This window comes from Bradyrhizobium sp. Bra78 (assembly GCF_024519855.1).
In the GTDB taxonomy this organism is placed as follows: domain Bacteria; phylum Pseudomonadota; class Alphaproteobacteria; order Rhizobiales; family Xanthobacteraceae; genus Bradyrhizobium; species Bradyrhizobium japonicum_G.
The window spans coordinates 158,607-178,899 of the sequence record NZ_JALJRE010000007.1 but is presented as its reverse complement, the minus strand read 5'-3'; the positions used below and the strand labels follow the sequence as shown (position 1 = coordinate 178,899).

The 20,293-nt window shown below is 65.0% G+C and carries 19 protein-coding genes; 2 read left to right on the top strand and 17 right to left on the bottom strand.

Annotation, left to right across the window (positions count from 1 at the left end; all coding sequences use genetic code 11):
* Positions 1-129 precede the first annotated feature (129 nt).
* Both OC450_RS17790 and OC450_RS17785 read left to right on the top strand, forming a co-directional pair.
* Complete coding sequence (locus OC450_RS17790) at positions 130-810, top strand: hypothetical protein (protein WP_211384959.1); 681 nt, start codon at positions 130-132, stop codon at positions 808-810.
* 39 nt (positions 811-849) lie between these two features.
* Complete coding sequence (locus OC450_RS17785; RefSeq protein ID WP_262048362.1) at positions 850-2,430, top strand: hypothetical protein; 1,581 nt, start codon at positions 850-852, stop codon at positions 2,428-2,430.
* A 10-nt stretch (positions 2,431-2,440) separates the two neighbouring features.
* On the opposite strand, the gene OC450_RS17780 is transcribed toward OC450_RS17785, so the two are convergent.
* The 17 genes from OC450_RS17780 to OC450_RS17700 form a co-directional block, all read right to left on the bottom strand.
* A complete protein-coding gene (locus tag OC450_RS17780; protein WP_262048361.1) occupies positions 2,441-3,649 on the bottom strand; it encodes a glycosyltransferase in 1,209 nt (402 codons plus the stop codon).
* Positions 3,646-4,413 (bottom strand): class I SAM-dependent DNA methyltransferase, encoded by a 768-nt coding sequence (locus OC450_RS17775; RefSeq protein ID WP_256808408.1) that lies wholly within the window; start codon positions 4,411-4,413, stop codon positions 3,646-3,648. Before OC450_RS17775 ends, OC450_RS17780 begins: the two co-directional genes overlap by 4 nt.
* A complete protein-coding gene (locus OC450_RS17770) occupies positions 4,410-5,531 on the bottom strand; it encodes a DegT/DnrJ/EryC1/StrS family aminotransferase (protein WP_211384963.1) in 1,122 nt (373 codons plus the stop codon). Before OC450_RS17770 ends, OC450_RS17775 begins: the two co-directional genes overlap by 4 nt.
* Positions 5,528-5,974 carry a cupin domain-containing protein gene (locus OC450_RS17765; RefSeq protein WP_211384964.1) on the bottom strand — a complete coding sequence of 149 codons (447 nt, stop codon included), beginning with the start codon at positions 5,972-5,974 and terminating at the stop codon, positions 5,528-5,530. Before OC450_RS17765 ends, OC450_RS17770 begins: the two co-directional genes overlap by 4 nt.
* A 127-nt stretch (positions 5,975-6,101) precedes the next feature.
* Positions 6,102-7,280, bottom strand: a complete 1,179-nt coding sequence (locus tag OC450_RS17760; protein WP_211384965.1) for a glycosyltransferase — start codon at positions 7,278-7,280, stop codon at positions 6,102-6,104.
* 4 nt (positions 7,281-7,284) lie between these two features.
* Positions 7,285-8,589 carry a hypothetical protein gene (locus OC450_RS17755; protein WP_262048360.1) on the bottom strand — a complete coding sequence of 435 codons (1,305 nt, stop codon included), beginning with the start codon at positions 8,587-8,589 and terminating at the stop codon, positions 7,285-7,287.
* A gap of 40 nt (positions 8,590-8,629) precedes the next feature.
* Positions 8,630-9,592, bottom strand: a complete 963-nt coding sequence (locus OC450_RS17750; RefSeq protein WP_211384967.1) for a UDP-glucuronic acid decarboxylase family protein — start codon at positions 9,590-9,592, stop codon at positions 8,630-8,632.
* A gap of 158 nt (positions 9,593-9,750) precedes the next feature.
* Positions 9,751-10,500 carry a glycosyltransferase family 2 protein gene (locus OC450_RS17745; protein ID WP_211384968.1) on the bottom strand — a complete coding sequence of 250 codons (750 nt, stop codon included), beginning with the start codon at positions 10,498-10,500 and terminating at the stop codon, positions 9,751-9,753.
* Between the two features lie 11 nt (positions 10,501-10,511).
* Complete coding sequence (locus tag OC450_RS17740; RefSeq protein WP_211384969.1) at positions 10,512-11,915, bottom strand: capsule biosynthesis protein; 1,404 nt, start codon at positions 11,913-11,915, stop codon at positions 10,512-10,514.
* A gap of 4 nt (positions 11,916-11,919) precedes the next feature.
* Positions 11,920-13,308 carry a surface carbohydrate biosynthesis protein gene (locus tag OC450_RS17735; RefSeq protein WP_211384970.1) on the bottom strand — a complete coding sequence of 463 codons (1,389 nt, stop codon included), beginning with the start codon at positions 13,306-13,308 and terminating at the stop codon, positions 11,920-11,922.
* 25 nt (positions 13,309-13,333) lie between these two features.
* Positions 13,334-14,266 (bottom strand): hypothetical protein, encoded by a 933-nt coding sequence (locus OC450_RS17730; protein WP_211384971.1) that lies wholly within the window; start codon positions 14,264-14,266, stop codon positions 13,334-13,336.
* A complete protein-coding gene (locus OC450_RS17725; RefSeq protein ID WP_262048359.1) occupies positions 14,263-15,153 on the bottom strand; it encodes a class I SAM-dependent methyltransferase in 891 nt (296 codons plus the stop codon). The genes OC450_RS17730 and OC450_RS17725 overlap by 4 nt, the downstream gene beginning before the upstream one ends.
* Positions 15,154-16,677, bottom strand: a complete 1,524-nt coding sequence (locus OC450_RS17720) for a hypothetical protein (RefSeq protein ID WP_262048358.1) — start codon at positions 16,675-16,677, stop codon at positions 15,154-15,156.
* 10 nt (positions 16,678-16,687) lie between these two features.
* Positions 16,688-17,509 carry an SDR family oxidoreductase gene (locus OC450_RS17715; RefSeq protein WP_211384974.1) on the bottom strand — a complete coding sequence of 274 codons (822 nt, stop codon included), beginning with the start codon at positions 17,507-17,509 and terminating at the stop codon, positions 16,688-16,690.
* A 13-nt stretch (positions 17,510-17,522) separates the two neighbouring features.
* Positions 17,523-18,224 (bottom strand): acylneuraminate cytidylyltransferase family protein, encoded by a 702-nt coding sequence (locus tag OC450_RS17710; protein WP_256808415.1) that lies wholly within the window; start codon positions 18,222-18,224, stop codon positions 17,523-17,525.
* Positions 18,221-19,129 (bottom strand): Gfo/Idh/MocA family protein, encoded by a 909-nt coding sequence (locus OC450_RS17705; protein WP_256808416.1) that lies wholly within the window; start codon positions 19,127-19,129, stop codon positions 18,221-18,223. Before OC450_RS17705 ends, OC450_RS17710 begins: the two co-directional genes overlap by 4 nt.
* Complete coding sequence (locus OC450_RS17700) at positions 19,126-20,175, bottom strand: nucleotidyltransferase family protein (RefSeq protein WP_211384977.1); 1,050 nt, start codon at positions 20,173-20,175, stop codon at positions 19,126-19,128. The genes OC450_RS17705 and OC450_RS17700 overlap by 4 nt, the downstream gene beginning before the upstream one ends.
* Between the last annotated feature and the right edge of the window lie 118 nt (positions 20,176-20,293).

Here is a 20,293-nt window from a genome sequence, read left to right as displayed (position 1 = left end):
ATGGGGGGAATAGGCGTGCCCGTGGGGGCGGTCTGGCGCTTTGGGTTGATGGCGCTACGGATCGGAACTAGTTTGGCTCGGACGCCTAGCCGCCGTCGTGGCGCGGCTGGTGGTCGCAGGGGAATGTCGATGGCCGGGTGGTTGAGGCCGACAGGATTGGCTGTGCTGTGCGTGGTTCTGGGCACCGCCGGGACCATGGCGGCCACCTCGTCGCGCATGGATGTCCTGCCCGACGACGCTGCGCGCAGCCCCGCCGACAATGTCGATGTCGGCGCGACGCGGCCGATCTCGCGCCCCGTGCAGCAGGCTCCGAGCAAGCCCATCCCCCGCGGCAATCCGCTGTGGTCGGTGCCGCTCTCGGCCCTGACCGCGACACAGGAGCGCCCGATCTTCTCTGCCATGCGCCGGCCGCCGCCGCGCGCGGTTGCGGCATCGCCGGTGGAAGAGAGTCCCGCGCCGCCGCCCAAGCCGGTCCAGGCACCGCCGCCGCTATTGCTGGTCGGCGCCGTGGTGGGCGAGGGGGACGCCATCGCGATTCTCGTCAATCGCATGGATCAGAAGGTCGTGCGCCTGAGGCAGGGCGAATCGCTCGACGGCTGGTCGCTGACCTCGGTGCAGCCGCGCGAGGTGACGTTCAAGCAGGGCGAGCGCAGCGAGGTGCTGGCGCTCAAGCCGCAGGACGCTCCCGCTCCGGCGGGCCCGACCACGGATGCCGCCGGCAAGCCGACGATGCCGGGCCCGACCGATTCCTCGTTCGCGCCTTTCGTGCCGCGTTCGACGCCGAAGAACGGCGAGTCGGATGGGCTCTGAGCGCTGCCGCGCGCCGGGGCTGATCGGGAAGGGCGCGGCTTGACCGACACGCAAACTGACGCACCCGGCAAGGCCGGCGGTGCGAGCGGATCCGGCGGCGCCGGCCGCGTCCGCCGGCTGTTGCAGGGCTGGTCCGCGAACCTTGTCCAGATGGTGCTGGGGTTGACCCAGCAGTTGCTGCTGATCCCGGCGTTCCTGCATGTCTGGAGCGGCGACCTGCTCGCGGCCTGGCTCGCAATCTATGCGGCCGGCAGTCTCGTCGTCGTGGCGGACGCAGGGCTTCAGCTTCGTGCGATCAACCGTTTTCTCGCCTTCAAATCCTGCGTCGATTGCGATGGGCGCACGGCGAATTTCTATTCGGCCCTGCTGCGAATCTATCTCGCAATCGTCGCGGTGCCGGGTGTTCTGCTGTGCACGGCCATCTACCTCGCGCCGCCGTCAGCCGTCCTCGGCTTCCGCCAGGCGCCGACCTTCGATGCTGCGATGCTGGTGATGACGCTCGGCATGCTCCTGACCTTGCCGGCCAATCTCGTCTCCGGCCTCTATCGTGTGCGCGGCCGATATGGCCGGACGGTCTGGCTGCAAAACGGCGCGCTGCTGCTCGGCCAGATCGCGCAGCTTGCCGCGCTGGCGACGTTCGGCAGCCTGCTCGCGGTGGCGATCGCCTTCGTGTCGATGCAGCTGCTTTTCACGATCTTCCTGACCGTGTTCGACGCGCCGCGATTGTTTCCGTTCCTGCGCCGTGCCGGCAGGCCGTCATTTGCATCGCCATCCCTGCGCTGGAGCGTCGGTCAGTTCGGCCGCGCGCTGCCCTTCGCGGTCGCCAACATCACCGAGCTGGCGCTGGTCAACGTCCCGGTGCTGCTCGTCTCCGCGCTGGTCACCAACCGCGTCGCGGTGGCGCAATGGGGCCTGACGCGCGTGATCGCGAGCCTGGTGCGCGGCCTGTGTCTTCAGGTCACGTTGCCGCTTGCCGCCGAACTCGGCCACGACCATGCCGTCGGCGACAAGGAGCGGCTGCGCCGGCTCTACGCCCACGGCTCGGTGTTCGTGACCGGGCTCGCCAGTCTGATCGTCGCGGGCCTGCTGCCGTTCTGGCCTGACTTCTTCGCGTTGTGGACTCATGGCAGCATCCCCTACGACGCGCCGATGACGGTGACGCTGCTGCTCGGCTCGGCGGCCGTCGCGCCGTCGCTGCTGGCGCTGGGCTTTGCCAATCACAGCAATCGCGGCGATCTCCTGATCCGCACCAAGGGACTTCAGCTCGTCGTCTTCCTGGTGCTGTCCTTCGCCCTGATCCCGCAACTTGGACCGCTGGGCGCCGCGCTCGCCGTGGTCGCAAGCGACATCCTCGTTCAGTTCGGCCTGCTCGCGCTGATGGTCATGCGCCAGACCCTGCATCATCCGTTGAGGCACATCGGGTTCCTGCTACTCATGGCCTTCGCGATCGTGGCGTCCGGCTGGCTGATCGGGCTGGCGATCACTGCACTCGTGCCGGGAAGCGGGCTGACGCACTTCATCGTGGAGTGCGCGGTCTGGCTGATCGTGGTCGGCACGCTCGCAAGCCCGCTGCTGAGCGCAGCGCTGCGCGCGCGGCTAAGGGCGTTGGTGCCAGCCTAGCGGATAATGTTCAACGCGGGGGCAGCGCGAGCCGGTGCTTCAGCCGCTCCAGGTGGCGGGCGAATTGCCGGTGGCCAGCCTCGGTCTCCTCAGTGAACTGCGCGAGCCGCCGATGGCCGGCCGCGGTCAAGCGCTCGCGTGTGCCCTCGGTGCGGAGATTGACGATGGCGTCTGCGAGTGAGCGCGGGTCGTCATAGTCGAACAGGATCGCGGCGTCGCCGGCCTGCGCCTTGAAGGCTTCGGGGTAAATCACGGGCGTGCCGACCGCCCAGGCTTCCAGCGGCGGCAGATTGGTCGGACCAAAATAGGTCGGCATCACCAGCGCGGAGGCCCCGCGATAGAGCGCGGCGAGCTCGGCGGATTCAACAAAGCCGATGATGGAAATCTGGTCGGACAATCCATAGCTGCGGATCGCCATGTCGATCTTGTCGCGACCGCTGCGGTTGGAGCCGCATAGCACCAGCCGTTCGGTGATGCCCCGTTCGCGCAACAAAGCGAGGGCTGCAAGCAGCGTCATGTGGTTCTTGTGCGGCCAGAACTGCGCAGGATAGAACAGATAGCCCGGCTCGAGCCGGTACTTCGCCAGCACGGCGGCATCGGGGGCGGCTTCGGGCGCGGACCGGCTGACAAAGGTCGATGGGGAGAACGGGATGCAGATCGCGCGCTCGCGTTCCATGGCGTAGCGGCGGCAGAGATCATCGATCAGCTCGGATGCGTTGACGATCACCGCGACCGCCTTGGTGCTGGCGAGACGGAACAGGATCTCGCGGCGCTCGAATTCACCGAAGGTGCGGACTTCCGGAAACTCCGGGGCGTCGCGATGGCAGCCGTCGAAGATCGTGATGATGAAGGGCAGCTCGTAGAGCAGCAGATGCCGCTTCGAGGTGGAGGTGAAGTGCACGACGTCGATGCCGTCGCGGATCAAGGCGCGCTCGAACGGCGATTTCAGCTTCAGCGCGATCTGGACGAGATCGAACGGCCCGCAATATTTCAGGAAAAGGAAGAGATAGTCGAGCGCGCCGAATTTGCGCAGCCGGCCCGTGACGCCGAACTCCTTCAGGATTTCAAGCGTCTTCGGATAGGGCGAGTAGACCACGATCTCGTTGCCGGACTTGGCTGCCCAGTCGCGCAGCCAGAGCAGGTCATTGAGCGGCTGTTGGAAGCCGCCGCCGACCTCGAGCGCCTGCTCCAGCATCACGGCGAGCCGCAGCGGTCTCACGGCGTGCCGCTCTTTCTGGCGACGGCATAGGCCGCCCAGCTCTTCGAATTCGGCGCGTCCTGCGTCAGCCATGCGGCGTGTGCGGCCGGCTGGAAGCCGCTCGCCGCGAGCGCCGCATCGATCTCGAACGGAAACCAGTAGCGCATGTGGTGCGCTTCGTCGACGCGCCGGATCGTAGCGCGATCCGTGTCCTCGCAGAACAGCGTGTAGTTCACGGTGACGGTCGCGGTGTGTTCGTCATGATCGGATTGCGCGATGCGGGTGAGGCGCAGCGGCTTCTGCTCGATCACCTTGACCCGCGTCTCGACGCCCTGTGCGAGCACGGCGCCGCCATACCAATAGTCGAAGAAGAACGTGCCGCCCGGCTTCAGCGCTGCGTGCGCGGTGCGGAACATCGCCGCCAGCGCATCGCGGCTGGTCTGGTAGCTCGCGACGTGGAACAGCGATACCACCGCATCGAAATCGCGTTCGGGGCCGGTCTCGCAGGCGTTGCCCTGCCGGAACGGTATGGAGAGCCCGGCCTGCTCGGCGCGCGCCCTAGCGCTCGCGATCATCTCGTGGCTGAGATCGATGCCGGCAACGCGCCAGCCGCTGCGCGCGAAGGCCAGCGCATGCAGGCCGGTGCCGCAGCCGAGATCGAGCAGCTTGCCGGAGGAGGTGCCGTGGTCGCGCAGGCGCGCCTCGACGAACGCCGTCTCGGCCGCGTAATCCTTGTCCTGATAGAGGAGGTCGTACCAGGGCGCGTATTCGGCGAACACCGTCACGCCAAAATCTCCTTCAGCGCCTCGGCCGAGCGGGCGATTTCGTCGTCGGTCAAGGCAAGTCCGCTCGGCAAATAAAAACCGCGGCGGGCAACGTATTCCGCGTTCGGATGGGATTCGTCGCGCATCAGGCCCATCCGGCGCAGCACCGGCTGTTCGTGCATGCACCAGAAGAACGGCCGCGTTCCGATGCCCTTTTCGCCGAGGCGGCGCATTGCCTCCTTGGCATCGAACGGGACCTCGTCGTTCAGCACGATGCCGTAGACCCAATAGATGTTGTCGGCATAGGCCGTGCGGGCGACCGGGCGGCGGATGCGGTTGAGGCCCGCGAGATGTTCGTCGTAGAGCCGGCCGATCCGGCGCTTGAGCTCGACCGTGCGCGGCAGGCGCTCGACCTGGGCGACGCCGAGCGCGGCCTGGAGGTTGGTCATGCGCGCGTTCCAGCCGAGTTCCTCGTGGACGAAGCGCTGCTGCGGCTGAAAGCAGAGATTGCGCAGGCTCTGCAGCCGGTCGGCGAGCGCGTCGTCGTCGGTAAGGATCATGCCGCCTTCACCGGTCGTGACGTGCTTGTTGGGATAAAAGCTGAAGGTCGAGACGTCGCCGAAGCCGCCGCAGGGCGCGCCGCGATAGGTCTGGCCATGCATCTCGGCGGCGTCCTCGATCACCTTCAGGTCGTGCTTGCGTGCGAGCGCCATGATCGGATCGAGATCGACCGGCAGGCCGTAGATGTGAACCAGCATGATCGCGCGCGTGCGCGGCGTGATCGCGGCTTCGACGCCGTCGGCCGTCATGTTCCAGGTTGCGGCATCGCAGTCGACCCCGACGGGGACGAGGCCCGCCCGCACCAGGGCGGCGGCGCAGCTGATGATCGTGAAGGTCGGGATGATGACTTCCGAGCCTTGCTCGAGCCCGAGTGCCTGAACGGCGATGTCGAGTGCGACCGAGCCGTTGGTCACGGCGATGCCATGACGCCGCCCTGCGGTCTCGGCCATCGCCTGCTCGAAGCGCTTGATGAACGGTCCCTCGGAGGAGATCCATCCGGTGCGGATGCATTCGGCGAGGTAGTCGGCCTCGTTGCCGTCGAGCAGCGGCGTGTTGACGGGAATGAACGGTGCGGTCACTGGCCCGGACCCTTGACCCGGATTTCGGAGGCCGCGACTTCGGCGAACCGGGTCTTGTCGTTCTCACCGGAATAAGGACCTTGCTTGACCTCGATCATCTCGAGCGGCTCGAGCACGTGGAAGCCGTGGGCACCGCTGCAGAGCAGGATGATGTCGCCGGCACCGAGCACGCGGCTTTCGAGATATTCTTCCTCGACCGTGTAGAAATCGACCTGGAGCTTGCCCTTCTGGATCAAGAGAACCTCCTGGGTGTAGTGCACCTCGCGCGTCACCTTGTTGTGGCGATGCGGCTCGATGCGCTTGCCCTTCGGATGGCTCATATAGGCGAGCTGCTGCGACAGTTCCGGCGTCGAAAAGAAATGGATGCCGGGCTCGCGGAACGAGGCGCGCACGATGATGGCGTAGAGCTGGTCGCCGAATCGAACATGTTCGACGTTTTCCATCCTAAGCCTCGACAAAAACCACTGTGATTGGAGTGAGTTAGCTATCTCGCCGTGCACTTTGGCCATTTTGGCCGGGACCGTCAAGGGTCGACCGGATATGACATTTGCTGTGCCGCCGACGAAAGATTCAGCTGATGTGAGCGAGTATCTCCTCGACACGCCGGCGGAAGGTGTGGGTGGCAAATGTCCTGGCCTGTCCCGCCTTCGTAATGGACAGGCGCGCAGCGTCGTCGCCGAGATAGCGCTCGATCTGCGCAAGGCAATCCTCGACGGTGCGCCAGGCCGCGACCTCGCGCCCGGGCGCGAACAGCGTGTCCAGATTGTCCTTGAAGTCGGTGAGCAGGAATGCGCCGACGCCGGTCGCTTCGAACAGCCGCGCATTGCCGGCCTCGCGACCGGCCATGTCGATATGCGAATTGAGCGTGACGCGCGAGGCGCGCAGCGCCTGGTACATTTCCACGCCCCACACCTCGCCCTGGTAGCAGCGGTGCAGCGGCGAGGAGGCGGGAAGCGACTGCAAGCCGCTGCCGAACAGTTTGAGATCGTAGCGCCGCGCCACCGCCTCGAGCTGCGCGACGCGGAGCTGGTGATCCGCCGACACCGCGCCGACGAAGGTAACGTCGAAATCCTGCGGCGGTGGTGGAGGCAGGGTGTCGAGGATTCCCGGCTCGAAGGCGAGATGCACCACCTCGGCGCGAGCGCCATGGGCACGGAAGAAATCCACCACGGCCGCCATCTGCGAAATCATGAGGTCGTAGACCGACCAGTCCTCGCCGCGGGAGGGCGAGATGCCGACCTGGCCGACCAGGATCGGTCTGCCGATCTGCTTGATCCGGCGGGCCAGCCGCGTGTCGACGTGAAACAGATCCTGGTTCAGGACGAGATCCGGCTTGAAGTCCTCGATCTGCGCCAGCAGGATCGCTTCCGCTTCCGCGTCGAGGCGCGGGCTGAGGCCGACCTTGCGCGCGAGCGGGCGCAGGACCGGCTTGAACGGCGCGACCGCGCGTTGCAGCCAGCCGGGAACGGCATCGCGCGCAGCAGGTGCGCCGGGCGGCTGCGGCTCGGTGACGGCAAGGCCGTGCTCGCGCGCCCAGGCCGCCCGCATCCAGGGATTGTTGACGTGGATGTCGGCGGCGACGTGCCCGAGGCCGGCGAAATTGCGCGAGTAGAAATCGGCGACGCCGAACAGGCTCGCGTTCCGCGCCGCCATCTGCGCCGCGTAAGGCTCCGTCTCGAGACCCGGCCGGCGCCGGTACAGCCAGGAAAGAAAGCGCGGATAGTCGGCGTTGAGGATCAGGATGCGCACGGCGTCACGTCTTCGGTTCGAACAGGCTGCGAGGCATCACGTACCAGAGCAGGAACAGGATGGCGGTGCCGTGGGTCAGCATGGCGACCGAAAGCGGCACGTTGAGCAGAACGTGCGGCAGCACGCCGGTGGACATCAGGACGAAGCGAGGCGGAAGCCCCGCCGACGTGCGGTTGCCGAGCGCCAGCACGAAGCCGGATGCAAGCGCCGCCAAAGGCGCGAGATAGAGGCCGACGGATGCGATCCCCTCGGTCGCAAACAGCGATGCATTCAGATTGCCGAGGTCGTAGGCCTCTTGCATCACGACCGCCAGCGGCGCCTGGTAGGGACAATGCATCAGCGGCTTGAGGACGGAGATCTGGCAGAACCAGGTCAGCGGGTGGCTCGAGAAGAAATTGTTGTAGATGTCGAGGGCGCTGGATGCGGTCGCCATCATCCGGATGTTGACGAGGTCGAAATATCTACCGGGGATGCTGTTGAGGGGCGCGCCTGTCAGAACGATCAAGACGAGGCCAAGGAGCATCGGAACGAAGATCGATACGATGGCCGAAGTCCTCGCTTCCAGGAAGCGCGAGAGCACCGCCAGGGCGACCAGCCAGGCGGGTGTGAAGAAAGCGAATTTCGTCAGCGTGATGGGGTAGAATAACAGGAGCAGGCCCAGCACGAGGCCGGCACGCCAGCGATGGCCGAGCAGCCAGTAGCAGGCAAAGGCGAACGGCAACAATGTGCTGGAGACCCAGCCGGTGAGATATCGCACCGCTGGCGGAAATTCGAGCGTGTCGCGATAGTCGTAGATGCGCGCGACCGAGACCAGCCGGAAATTGTAGGTCGAGGCCACTGCGATGGTGACCACCGAGACCACCAGGATCAGCGTCAGCAGATGCTCGAAATGAGCATTCGACAACTTAACGAGTTGCCGCAGCGGCGCCTTGACGAACAGCGCGGGCAACAGGAAGAGCACCAGCGCCAGCGCCGCCGAGATGCCTGCGGGCAATTGCGGGTAGCTGTAATACGAGAACACGTCGATCCACAGGAAGCCGAGGATCATCGTGTAGAAATAGAACCCGACGAAATAACCGAAGCTGAAGCGGGCGATGACGAACAGCAGCGAAACGACGGAGAAGCCGAGTGCAACGATGACCGCGATCCAGACGCGCTCCCCGCTGAAGCTGATATAGTACTGGAAGGTCGCGACCTTGATCAGCGACAGGCAGGTGACGGCGCTGTGCAGCAGCACCAGGCTCGTCAGCACGGCTTTCGAGTCCAGGCGGCTCCGCAGATCGGTGAAAATGCCTGGCGGAGCGCTCATTGCGGAAGCTCGCTGCGGACGACGGGCGTTGCGGGCGCGATCAGGCCAGTTCAAGCGTACGCTTGAAATAGGCGATCGTTTCCTTCAGTCCGTCCTCGAGCGCGACCTTCGGCTCCCAGTCCAGCGCGGCCTTGGCCTTGGTGAGGTCGGGCTGGCGCTGGCGCGGATCGTCCTGCGGCAGCGGCTGGAAGACCAGTCGCGAACGCGAGCCGGTGAGCTCGATCACCTTCTCGGCGAGCTCGCGGATGGTGAACTCGGAATTGTTGCCGATGTTGATCGGTCCGGTGACGTCCTCGCCGGTCGCCATCAGCCGCATGATGGCCTCGACGAGATCGTCGACATAGCAGAACGAGCGGGTCTGCCCGCCGTCGCCGAACACGGTGATCGGCTCGCCCTTGAGCGCCTGGACAATGAAGGACGACACCACGCGGCCGTCATTGGGCTGCATGCGCGGGCCGTAGGTGTTGAAGATGCGCGCGACCTTGATCGGCAGGCCATGCTGGCGCCAATAGTCGAAGAACAGCGTTTCGGCGCAGCGCTTGCCCTCGTCGTAGCAGGAGCGGACCCCGATCGGGTTGACATTGCCCCAATAATCCTCGGTCTGCGGATGGATCAGCGGGTCGCCATAGACCTCGCTGGTCGAGGCCTGGAAGATCCGCGCCTTGAGCCGCTTGGCGAGGCCGAGCATGTTGATGGCGCCATGCACCGAGGTCTTGGTGGTCTGCACGGGATCGCGCTGGTAATGGATCGGCGAGGCCGGACAGGCCAGGTTGAAGATCGCATCGACCTCGATGTAGAGCGGGAAGGTGATGTCGTGCCGGACCGCCTCGAACAGCGGATTTGCGATCAGATGGGCGATGTTGCGCCGGCTGCCGGTGAAGTAGTTGTCGGCGGACACCACCTCGGCTCCTGCGTCGAGCAGGCGCTCGCACAGATGCGATCCGATGAAGCCGGCGCCTCCGGTCACGAGGATGCGGCTGGTCTTGTAGCTTTCAAACGGCATGATCGGTTCCAGACTGTCCGCGGTCGGAGCGGCCGGCTGAGTGGTATCGGCAACGGCCGGGCTCGCCAATAGCCAAATGACCCGATACGGCGAGGTATTTTGATACCCCTACTGTGCATGGGGTTGTTTTCGATATTTTTGTGGAAAGGGCCGGACGGCTAAAATTCCCGCCGCTTCAACCAGGCCCGCGCCCCCCAATGGGCAAAGCACCAGGCCGATCTGATCAGGGAGAGGCGTTCGACATTGCGGTAGATCTGCCAGACCCATTTGGCCGAGCGTAGCGGGCGGCTGGAGACCGACGAGCCCCTGACGCGGTAGCGCGCAAGGTCCTCGTTGAGGCCGTATGCGGTATGGCCGCGCTTGAGGATCGAGAGCCACAGGCAGAAATCGTCATAGCCCTCGTTCTTCATCGCGATGGGGCCGGCGATCTCGCGGTCGACCATGGCGGTCAGCGTCGCGATCGCGGTGTTCTCCAGGAGCTGGCCATAGGTGAGCGAGGCCGGCACCTCGATCAGCCGTCCGGTGACCGTGTTGGCCTCGTTGATGCGGCGGAACGCGGTGTAGCTGAGGGCGGCCTGCTTCTCCCGGGCGAAGGCGAGCTGCCGCTCCAGCTTCTCGGGCAGCCACAGATCGTCGCTGTCCAGGAAGGCGAGATAGCGGCCCTGTGCGGCGTCAATCGACGCCTGGCGGGCGAGCGCCGGGCCGCCATTTTTGGCTTGCCGGATCAGCTTGACGCGGGGATCGCGCTCGCCGATCGCGGCGATGATCGCCGGCGTCCGGTCGGTCGAGCAGTCATCGGCGATCAACAGCTCCCAATCGGCGAATGTCTGGCCCTGCACCGAGCGGACCGTCTCCTCGATCAGGCCTTCGACGTTCCAGGACGGTGTGATGATCGAGACGAGCGGCATGATGGATCCGTTCAGTTCACACGGGCCGGCTCGGCGATTGCGGCGCGCAAGGAGGCCGCAAACGTGTCGAGCAGCTTGGGATCGCTGATATAGAGCTCGCCCGGATAAGACCGGCGCCAGGCCGACTCGAAATAGGGCGCGCCCCTGGCCGGATCGAAAGGTCCGGCGCGCAAGGCCTCGCGCAGCCGCGCCGGCACGTCGGCCAAACGGTCGACCGCATAGACCAGCGGGCAGGAGCGGTAAAACGCATCGCCCATCACCACGACCGGCTTGCCGAGCAGCAGCGCTTCAGCACCCGACTTGCTGTTGACGGAGATGACGGCGTCGGCGCGGCTGAGTACGGTGTAATTGTTGGTCTGCGGCGGCAGCAGCACGAAATTATCGAACCGGCGCGCGAGCTCGAACAGGCGCGAGGCCGCGATCGCGCCGATCTGGGCGGGATGTTCCTTGACCACCAGCACATGCGAATCCGGGATCGTGCGCAGCAGGAAGTCGACGGTCGCGACCTGGTCGAGATAGTCCGGCGAGCGCAGCGTCAGCGCCATGTCGGCCGGAACGTGGAAGGGATAGTAGACGAAGGGCGTTTCGGAGAGCGGACGATAGAGCTTGCGCAGCCGGCTCGCGTTGAGTGCCATCGCGGCGTGCACCTGGGCATGGCGCAGATTGTGTCCGAACTCCTGGTGCTTGCCGAGCGCAAACTGATCCCAGAGTTTTTCTGCGAGACGGTGAGCGTTGCGCACGTTCACGACCTTCTTGAAGGCCGCCGAATAATGATGCTGGTCCTTCCTGGGAATGACGATCGCACGCTGCGTCAGCGTGTCGTCCAGATAGGCGCGCACCTCGGGCGACACTGCGTCCGCCGGCGCCGGCATCACGTCGGGCGCCGCGAGGCTGTCGGGCGTAAAGTACATCCGGCCGCGAAAAAACGACGGCTCGATGAACCAGTTGCGGATGCCTCGGCGCCTGGCGGCGTAGAAGCTCGCGATGACGGACAAAAAGCCGCCGAGCTCCTGCACCAGCTCGGCAGGCCGCTGCTGCGCGTCCAGCCGGTCGAGCAGCCCCTCCATGGCGTTCGCATAGATCATGAAGCGCCGGCGCAGCGCGGCCGTATCCCTGATGCCGAACGTGAAACGCTCGTGGCTGAACAGGAAATTGGTCCCGTCGAGCCCGTAGGCGGCGACGCGCGCGTCGAACGCCTTGCGGTCGTCCGGGGCAGGGCCGGTCTTGAGGCCCTCGCGGTACATGTTCGTGACCGGCACGCCTTCGGCAGCCGACATCTCGGCGCTGCGATCGTCGAAGGCGAGGAGCTCGACGTCATGGCCTGCCGCGCGCAAGCGCTGTGCGACCGGAATCCAGAACCGGGTCTGGTACTCGGCGAGCGTGGTGATGAGAATGGTCTTTGCAGATGTGGTCATGGCTCTAATGGACCTGTTCGATCGCAATGCTCGCGAGCGGCAAGCCCGTCGTCGCGCAATGCGCGCGTCTCGCGGCGAATTGCGACGGGCTGGCGCCATCGTGCGCGGCGATCCGCCCCAGCAGGGTGTTGACGAAGGCCGGCTCGATCCGCTTGTCGCGCCGGGCTGGATTGAACCGGCTACGCAGCCGCTCGGTGACGGCGGAGCCGAGGGCCGCGCTCGCCGCGCCCTTGACGACCTGACCGAGGCTCGGCTTGGCGCGCGTGCCCTTCACGGTCGCAAGCAGCGAGACGTAGGGCCGGCGCGAAACGGCTGTGCCGATCAGGACATCGGCAACCCGTTCGGCAGCCTGTCCGTCGTTGAGATGGAAGAAAGCCTCGATGTCGGCGGCGTGGACGGCGGCGAAATCGAACGTCCCGGTCTCGCGCTCGACGTGGTCGATCGCGCCGAGCAATTCGTCGAATGACGTCACTTGCCGGCTCACGCGCGCGGGCAGCGCGGCGTGGCCCGCGGTGGTCGGTGTGTTCAAATATTCGAGCTGGAGCGGCAGCTTTCCGAGCAGCACCGATTCGACGGCCGTCCCGCAGTTGAGATGAACCACCGCGGCCGCATTGCGGATGCGGTCGAGCACGCTGCCGGTGCCGTCGATCACGACGTTGGCGTGGCGCGAGAGCGCGTTGCGATAGACGTCCTCGCTCTCGAACGGATGTGGACGGACGAGAATGCGCCGGTCGGGCCGCGCTGCGGCGAGGCGCTCGATCTCGGCGAGATAGTTCGCAAAGACCTGCTTCAGGTCCGCGATGAAGCGATCGACATAGGTGCCGTCCCAGCCCGCCCGCACCATCGCCTCGCGCTCGCCGCCCGGCTTGCCGGTGAAGCGCGAATTGACCAGCGGGAAGTTGGCGTTGACGAGCAGATAGCCGCGCGGTTCGCCGTCGAGCAGTGCGCGCCAGCGAGGGGCTGCGAAATCGAAACGCGGGCACCCGGTGAGGTGGAGCTGCTCCGGCCGCATCGTTCCGGCTGCCAGGAAGGCATCGTGCAACCGGCTGCCCCAGAAGAAATAGCCCGACAGGATGTCGGCGTAGCCGCTGCCCTTGATGTGCGCGGCCATAGCCGGCGGCGAGTTGCCGCCCTTCTCGGCGAGCACGCCGCCTTCGGTATCGAGCACGTACAACGCGATGCCGGCCCTGGCAAAGCTGCGCATCAGGTCGAGATTGACGGGACGTGCGTAGTTGACGACCAGGGCGTCCAGCCCGAGCCGCGGGACATCGACCGCCTGCTCGTACATCGGCACCAGCACGACGGAGACGCCGCGCCGCGCGAGTTGATAACCGAGCATGACTGCGCCCGGCAGGTCACGCTTGGGGTGATCGACCACCAGGCCTATGCGCAACGATTCAGCTCCCGGCTGGTCCGCGTCAGAGCCGCATCACGGTGCGCTCGAGGTCCGTCAGTGCACCCGCCGCGCGGAAACGCGCCGGCGGTTCGGGATAGATGCGCGGCTGCTGGATGTAGGTTGCCGTATACAGCAGGCGATTGTGATCGGACTGGATCCGGCTCCCCATGTGCAGGCAGCGCGCGGTATTGACGATGAAGGACGACAGGCGGGGTGCGATCATTTCCTTGACCGCGTCGGGACCGGTCTTGGCGAACACCTGCGCGTCGCTCATGTGGCTCTTGAGCGTGTTGCGGAACGGTTTAGACGGGCCGGCCGGAATGAAGGTGAAAGGACCGTCGGCGGTGTCCTGCACATCGGTCAGGTAGATGAAGAGCTTGCAGACGCGCTTGTCGTCGTGATCGAGATGCCACAACTGCGAGTAGCTCAGCGCCTGGTTCGGAGTCGGTTGCGACAACGTCAGCAGCACGTCCGACAATTGCGGCAGGTCGTGCATGAAGTCGCCGATGATGCGCAGCGCGGCCGGCTGCAGGGCGTAGCGCACGAAGGGATGGTCGGTCGCAAAGGCGCCGTTGACGAGATCCTCGTCCAGCAGGCTGACCCAGAAGGATTTGTGCCCTTGCTTCTGCTGGCCGACGAGTTCGTTGAGGCGGTTCACCTTGCCGTCGGCGAACGAAGCGACGGCTTCCGCCAGGCTGCGATCGACGATCGAGGAGACGTCGACATAACCCTGCTCGTCGAGCTTGCGGCTCGCCTCGGCCCATTCGGGCTTCGTTGGAAGCTGTTTCAGCAGCGCGGCGCGCTTGGCGCGGGCCGGCAATTGCAGGCTTGTCAGGGCGGCCTTGAGCACCCATCCGAGATCGGTGCGGTTGACGTGCCACAGCAGGCGGCGGAACTGGCTGATCTTCTGCTTTTTCGGGGCCGGCCGATCAGCGGTCGTGTCGATGGTTGTCATGTGGGCTCCCAGCAATACAAAAAACCATCATTGTGGATCGTCGGCGCGAAGGGCATCCGCTCGCGTGCCAAGATGCGGACGCGGCCCTGTCGCTCGTAGTCGTCGAGTGTCGAGAACAGCTGCGTCTGGTAGTCAACCGAACGGATGTAAAGGAAGCTCACGATGTCGCGCGGGCTCGATAAATTCAGCAGCTCCGTCGTTGGCTCGATGTTGATGACGCGCTTCGGCCTTGCCGCGATGATGTTGTCCACCACCTTGCGTACGTCGTAGGGAATCTGCTCGATGCAGAAGTAAGTGAAGGCGACCTGGTCCCGGATCGCGGCGTAGCTCGGGTCGGCACCGTCGGTCAGATCGATCCTGTCGAGCGAAATCCGGTCGGACAGGCCGAAATGTGCGGCGATCTCGCGGCCCGCGGCGATGCCGTTCGGCGCGATGTCGAAACCGCGCAGCTTCCAGTCGGGATGATTGAGGTGAAGCGACAGCAGATTGATGCCGCAACCCGCGCCGAGCTCGACGATCTCCGTGGCGCTGCCGGCGTGCCGTGCGAGCAGTTCGCCGAGGGCTCCGATCCGGTAGCGGTAATAGTCGTCGGCCGCGACCCTGCAGATATGATTGTCGACCTTGCGAAGATCCCGCGCGCGATTCTTCGGGATCAGGAATTCGTCGATGCTGGCGGCCGTCTTCCAGCTCTTTTGCGACAGCATTCGCTGCCAATGCGATAGATTGTATTCGGAATCAACGACGTCGGCAGTACGCTTGACACGGCGCATCGCGATGCGGCCGATGCTCTTGGCCCCATCGAGCGCATACGTCGCCGCCTTGTCCGACAACGACGCCGGAGCGAAACCTGTGATGACGGCTTTCGTGTCTGTCGCGTGGATGTTCATTCAACTGCTTTTGGATGTCAGTCCCATCAGTTGTCCGACTGCGGGAAATACAGTCCGATGCCGCTTCTCGAGCACCAGAAAGTATTGAAGCGCCCAGGTAATCAGGCAGAAAACCATGGAACCCAGCGCGAGCTTTAGCACGCTGTCGAACTGAATGTAACCTGCAATTATTGCTAGAGAAATGCTTGCCAGGACAAGGATTGCGCACTGGGTTCCGATAGCCTTCACGAAACGATTCCGGTCAATGTCGAGTGCACTGCGCAACTCCCCAATCTGCCAGGGCAGGACGACGATACAGCCGACGACCTGCCCGAGGATCAGGGCGCGTTCCGCGAACAGATGCAATGATGCGACCGAGACGGCAGCCCAGATCAGAAGCTGGACCGCCATCAGCCGATTGAGCCGGGCCTGCACCTCGGGCCGCGTCAGGAAGATCAGGCTGCCGATCGCCACGTATTGGGCGCAGATCGGAACGAGGAAGCTCAGACCCATCCAGAACGCATAGGGAGCAAGAAGAGGACCGATCCAGATGTTCATGATCTCGGGCGAGAGGATCGCGGTCGCGGCAAGCGGCGGCACCACAAACATCGGCATCATGACGAGGCCGAGGTCGCCGAGGCGCTGGAACGAAGTCGCGCTGCCGCGCTCGTCGAGACGGCTGGCAACGGGAAGCAAGGCAGATGTCAGAAGGCTGACAACGATTTTGGAGACCCGCGACAATCGCACCAGTGCATCGTAGGTGCCGACGGCCTTGGGGCCGAACAGCAACCCGATCAGGAACGGCTGGAACGGTCCGGAAATACCGCCCATCAGTTTGCCCTGCAGGAGCAGCAGGCAACGATGCAGAATATCCTGCCGGATGTCCGGGGTCCACGGCAGCAGTCGCACATGCTTGTGCCGCAGGGCGACGAACGCGGCAATCCCGATGACGACGGCGCGTGCCACCAGCGTGGCGAGATAGATGTAAGCGACCACTTCAAAGCCTGCCGCCGCCCAGGAGGCGGCGAATGTCAGGCCGACATAGGCGGCCGTTGACGTGACCTCCGCGAAGCGAAGCAAATTATAGCGCTCGAAGCCCTTGACGATACCTTCCCAAACCAGCGCCGGAACGAAGATCAGGTTCGCGAATGCCGTGTAGTGCATGATCCGGGTGAACCTCTCCAGATGCGCGGCGTCAATCTTCATCACGATGACGAGCAGCGGCGTCGCAAGCCAGATGGCGGCGCTCAGGATCAAGGTGAGCGCGATGGAGACGACTCCCAAAAAAGAGATCTGGCGGCTCGCCTGCGTCCAATTGCGGTGCTCGCGCGCGCGCGCGACGATCTGGGTGGCGACCTCGGACAGACCGAGATCCAGCACCGCCATCATGCCGCTCGGCAACAGCAGTCGCGAGATCACGATGAGGCCGAACTCGGTCACCCCCCAGGTTCGGATGATCAGTGGAATGACCGCCAGGCCCAGCAAAGCGGCCACGCCAAAGGCGATCGCCGAAATCACCGTGTTCTGGACCAGGCGCTTGATCATTGGTGTTTTGCTACCACGCGCTCAGTCCGCCATCGACGGCGATGTTCTGGCCGGTCACGTAGGATGCTGCATCCGATACCAGGAACAGCATCGTCCCCACCATCTCGTCGGCACGGGCCATCCGGCCGAGCGGAATGCGAGCGCCGTAGCGCGCCTTGAAGGTTTCGTTCTGTCCGCTCTCGACGCCGCCCGGAGTAAGCGTGTTGACGCGAACGCCCTTCGCCGCCCAGTAGGTCGCAAGGTGCTTGGTCAGACCGATGACACCGGCCTTGGACGCCGTGTAGACCGCGGGCGTGTTGATGGCGCGTCCGAGATATTCGGAGCCCTCGTAGATGCGCTGGTCGGGTGCCATCAGGCCGTAGATCGATGCGGTCTGCACGATGGCGCCGTAGCCGCGCTCGGCCATTCGGCCGCCGAACACCTGCGCGATGTTGAACATGCCGTCGAGATTGACCGCCATGATCTCCCGCCAGGTATCCAGCGAGAATTTCTCGACGGGCGCAAAGAAGGCGTCGACATCGCGGGTCTTGCTCGCGGCGTTGTTGAGCAGGATCGAGACCGGTCCGAGCTCCGCTTCGATCGCATCGGCCGTATTGCGGACGGAATCGGGCTGGGTGATGTCGCAGCCATAACCCCTGGCGCGGGCGGCATGGCGCGACGTCAGGTCGGCTGCCGCAGCATCGGCCGCGGCCTGGTCGAGATCGACAATCGCGACATTGGCGCCGAACTCGGCGAGGCCCTCTGCGAAGCGGCGTCCGAGGATGCCGCATCCGCCGGTGACAACGGCCGTGCGGCCGGTGAGATCGAACAGGGCCTTGAAGCTCGTGGTCATCGCTTCAATCTCCTCAGGCCGCTTGTCGCTGGCGAAGCAGAAGTTCCACCAGCGTAAAATCGAGATCGGAATCAATGTCGATCGAGCGCTCTTCCGGCATCTCGAACAGACGCGTATCCGGATAGAACACCGCGGGCTGCTCCAGAAATGGCGCGACGCGCCAGACATAGATCGACGCGTTCATGTCGAAGCAGCGCGGCGCATCCTGCCTGCGGGTGATCGGAGGGTTGGCGGATTTCGAAAGGCCGACGCTGCCGTCGGTGCGCTGCTCGACCAGGTTGAAATAGGGCGAGCGGCGTGCCGGCGCGCCGGTGATGACGTTGCGCGCGCCGCTCTCGCGCAGCATTGCCACCGCGCCGGTGATGTCGGAGGCAAGCCTGAGCGGCGAGGTGACGTCGAGATCGACGAAGATCTCGGGCGTCTTGCCCGTTTGCGCCATGGTTCGTTCGAGACAATGGCGGATCGCCGGCAGCTTCGGCGCGGTGTCGGTCGCCATCTCGTCCGGACGCTTCACCGCGATGTCGGCGCCAGCCTTCAGCGCCGCGTCGAGCAGGGCGTCAGAATCGCTGCTGAAGGCGATCGCGTCGAACAGGCCGGTCTCGCGCGCCTGCTCGATGCTCCACGCGAGCACCGGCTTGCCGAGGAGATCGCGCGCATTTTTGCCCACGACCCCCTTCGAGCCGCCCCGCGCGCAGATCGTGCAGACCAGACTCATGGCGATATCCAGGTCTTGGTGCGCAGAGCGCGCTCGCTGGCGTCGATCAGGTGAACGACGCCGAGCGCCTCGGGCAGCGAGCAGACCGGGCTTGCGCCTCGCATCGCCGCGACATGCATGTCGCGGTAGGTCTGGTCGCGCTCGCTGGGGATTTCGGTCGCCTTGCCGTTGACGGCAAGACGGCTGCCGACGAGATCCGCCTCGATGGTGTCGTCCTCGACGTTGACACGAATGCGACGGATGCCCTGGCGGTCGAGATAGTCCATGTGGACGTGAACCGATGGTGCGCGCTGCATGTCGAGCAGCAGATCGAGATGGTCGTCGACGTCGATATCGCGCGCGCCGGACGCGCCGCCGAGCGCTGCTACGCGATACCACGGCCCGAACAGCCACAACAGATAGTCCAGTTCGTGGCTGAGATCCCGCAACACGCCGCCCCCGGCGTCAGCGGTGGCGGATGCGGTGGCACGATGATCGCGGCCGGGCCGCCAGTCCCTGATGTCCTGGCCGACATAGGCGGCGACCGTGATCACGTCGCGTCCGCGCAGCCTTTCGGCGAGCGCCGTCATCACGGGGTGAAAGCGCAGATTGTATCCGACGCTGACGTGGGCAAACGGATATTTCGGTGGCGGTGCCGGTGTTGCGAATAGCGGTTTTTCGACGAGGACCTTGCCCTGGAAACCGGCCTGCGCGAGCTCCTGCAGATTGTCCGCGTGGCGCGCAGTCTCGGTGGCGATCACCACATAGTCCGGATGCGCGCCCGCCACGGCCTGCGTGATCGACCCATAGTCGCCGCCTTCGCGGCGGCTGACGGTTGCGACTCGAAGGCCGAGTTCGCGCAGGACGCGCACATGTCTTGTGCCGATCGAGCCGAGGCCAACCACGACCGCGCTTGTCGATGTCACGGGAAGACCTCGTGAAACTCCGCATGCGCCTGCTCGAAATCCTCCAGACGGCCGATGTCGAGCCAGTATTCGCGGATCGGATAGACCGCGACGCGCCCCTGGCCGGCGATCACGCGCTCCAGCACGGTCGGCATGTCGATCGGGACGCCGGGTGCGACGTGGCGAAAGACGGAGCTGCCGATCACATAGATGCCGGCACTGACGAACCAGCTCTCGGTCGGCTTCTCGCGGATGGCGTCGAGGAAGCCCTCCGACGTGGAAACCACGCCATACGGTACGTGCACCTTGTGCTCGCGCACGGCCATCGTGGCTTCCGCCGGTGTTCCATTGTGGAAGTCGAGAAGAGCCCCGTAATTGATCGTGGTGAGAATGTCGCCGTTGGTGACGATCATCGGCACAGCCGGGGGCGTCGGGAAGAGTCCGAGCGCGCCAGCGGTCCCCAGACGTTCCGCTTCGTGCACGTACTGGATACTGGCGCCGAAGGCGGCGCCGTCGGCAAAATAGTCCTTGATGGTCTCGGCCTTGTAATTGACCGAGATGAAGATGTTGCCGAAACCCTGCTGCACGACATTGCGGACGATCGTCTCGAGCAGCGGTCGGCCGCCGACATTGAGCATCGGCTTCGGCACCTCGCGCGTCAGCGCGCCCAGGCGTTCGCCGAGGCCGCCCGCCATGATCAGGACCGGGTTGGGATAGTGGCGCGGTTCGAGCAACTCATCGAGCGTCTCGACCAGGATCAGATGGCCGCCCTCGTCGACGAGCGGGAGCTGCTTGATCGACTTCTGCCGCATCAGCTGCAGGCGATCCTCGCGCGGCAACGTCGCAGGAGCCGACACCGGCGCACGGTTCATGATGTCGGTCGCGAGTCCGGCAAGCGGGATGCCGCGCAACAGTCCGCGCCTCACGTCACCGTCGGTGACCACGCCCAGAAGGCGATTCTGGTCGTCGAGCACGAGCGCAATCTGAATGCTTCCGCTCTCGATGGCGGCAATGGCCTCGCCCACGGTCGCCTGCGTTCCAACGACGGCCTTACGCCAGGATTTCATGGCAATCTGCCTCGTATCCGCCGGATGTCGGGGGGCCGCCCACGGCTTGAGTGTGCTATATCGCGGCTGCGAGACGCGGCGTCAACCCCAACGGGGTTTCCTCGGGCCGCCCGTTAAC